Source organism: Clostridium tarantellae (genome assembly GCF_009295725.1).
In the GTDB taxonomy this organism is placed as follows: Bacteria; Bacillota; Clostridia; order Clostridiales; family Clostridiaceae; genus Sarcina; species Sarcina tarantellae.
In genome coordinates, this window is sequence record NZ_WHJC01000477.1 from 1 (window position 1) to 1,601 (window position 1,601).

Annotated in this window: 1 protein-coding gene, 1 tRNA gene and 2 rRNA genes; all 4 read left to right on the forward strand. The window is 29.1% G+C overall.

Annotated elements, in window-relative coordinates; translation table 11 throughout:
- A 23S ribosomal RNA gene (locus GBZ86_RS15715) occupies positions 1–187 on the forward strand; the annotation flags it as partial.
- Between the two features lie 55 nt (positions 188–242).
- Positions 243–360: ribosomal RNA gene (rrf, locus tag GBZ86_RS15720) — 5S ribosomal RNA — on the forward strand.
- A gap of 7 nt (positions 361–367) precedes the next feature.
- Positions 368–442: transfer RNA gene (locus GBZ86_RS15725), tRNA-Glu, on the forward strand.
- 369 nt (positions 443–811) lie between these two features.
- Positions 812–1,024, forward strand: a complete 213-nt coding sequence (locus GBZ86_RS18070; protein ID WP_327445294.1) for an NUDIX domain-containing protein — start codon at positions 812–814, stop codon at positions 1,022–1,024.
- Positions 1,025–1,601 lie beyond the last annotated feature (577 nt).

The window sequence follows — 1,601 nt, forward strand, 5'->3', positions numbered from 1 at the left end:
AGCTGGGTAGCTAAGTCGGGAAGGGATAAACGCTGAAAGCATCTAAGCGTGAAGCCCACCTCAAGATGAGATTTCCCATAGCATAAGCTAGTAAGACCCCTTGAAGAACACAAGGTTGATAGGTCAGGGGTGTAAGCATGGTAACATGTTCAGCTGACTGATACTAATAGGTCGAGGGCTTGACCAAATAAAAGTAAACTTAATACTTAGTGCAATTTTGAAAGAACAAAAAGTTCTTAAAATCTGGTGATGATGCTCCTAAGGGTAACACCCGTTCCCATTTCGAACACGAAGGTTAAGCCTTAGGAGGCCGATGGTACTGCACGGGAGACTGTGTGGGAGAGTAGGTGGTTGCCAGGTTAATTATGGCCTCTTGGTCAAGCGGTCAAGACACCACCCTTTCACGGTGGTAACAGGGGTTCGATTCCCCTAGGGGTCACCAAAGTAACTCGACAATCATTTGATTGTCGAGTTTTTTATATTTAAAATATAATTAATTATTAATAACAAGTTTAATAAGTTGTATAGAGATATATAATTTATTATAATAGGATTTATATCACTAAATTAAAAAGGAATATAGTGTAGCCTACTAAATAGTATTTTATATAACACTCTAATAGAAGAATATAACATTAATGACTATATATACAGTTATACTAATAATAGTATTTATAGTAAGCTAAATATGTTAGACAAAAAAGACATATAGGAGTGTATATAAGACAATGGAAGTAGTAAAATTAAAATAAGAGATGTTTTTTGTAATGAAAGTGGATATCAAATTCCTAAAATAGATATAAGAGCCGTTATTTTCAAAGAGAATAAAATTTTATTAGTAAAAGAAAAAACAGATAATTTTTGGGCAATGCCAGGAGGATGGGCTGAAGTAAATTTATCTTTAAAAGAAAATATAGTTAAGGAAGTTAAAGAAGAAGCGGGAATAAATGTTATTCCTAAAAAATTAATAGCCATATTAGACAGATATAAAGATACAGGAATAAATAGTGGTTATGTATTTTAATAAATGGAGAATTTAAAGAAAATATAGAAACAGAAGAAAGTAATTTTTTTCTTTAGATAATATTCCACAATTATCAATAAGAAGAAATACTAAAAAACAAATAGAGATGTGTTTTAGTGTAAAAAATAATGAAAAATTTGATACTGTATTTAATTAAATAATTGTATGAATAGCAATATCACGAAGTAAACTTATCCTAGTGTATCAATAGCAGGAAATTAAAGCTATTTTAAGAAAAAAAATATATATGAAATTTAATAGGAAAATTTGGAGAATAAAATTAAAAATTTAATTTAATAAAATGTTAACATAAAATCTGTTAAAGCAATCGACATTTATTTTCAAATTAAATTAATTTATGATTAAATTATTGTTTGAAACAATATGTTGACAGCATTATTCAAAAATGATATAATAATCAAGTCGCTTTAAGGCGATGAAATAAAAGAAATGATCTTTGAAAATTAAACAGATAAATTTAAGTAAACCAGCAATTCTTTTATAAGTAATATGAGTAAATGATTAAACTTTTAATTTGAGAGTTTGATCCTGGCTCAGGATGAACGCTGGCGGCGTG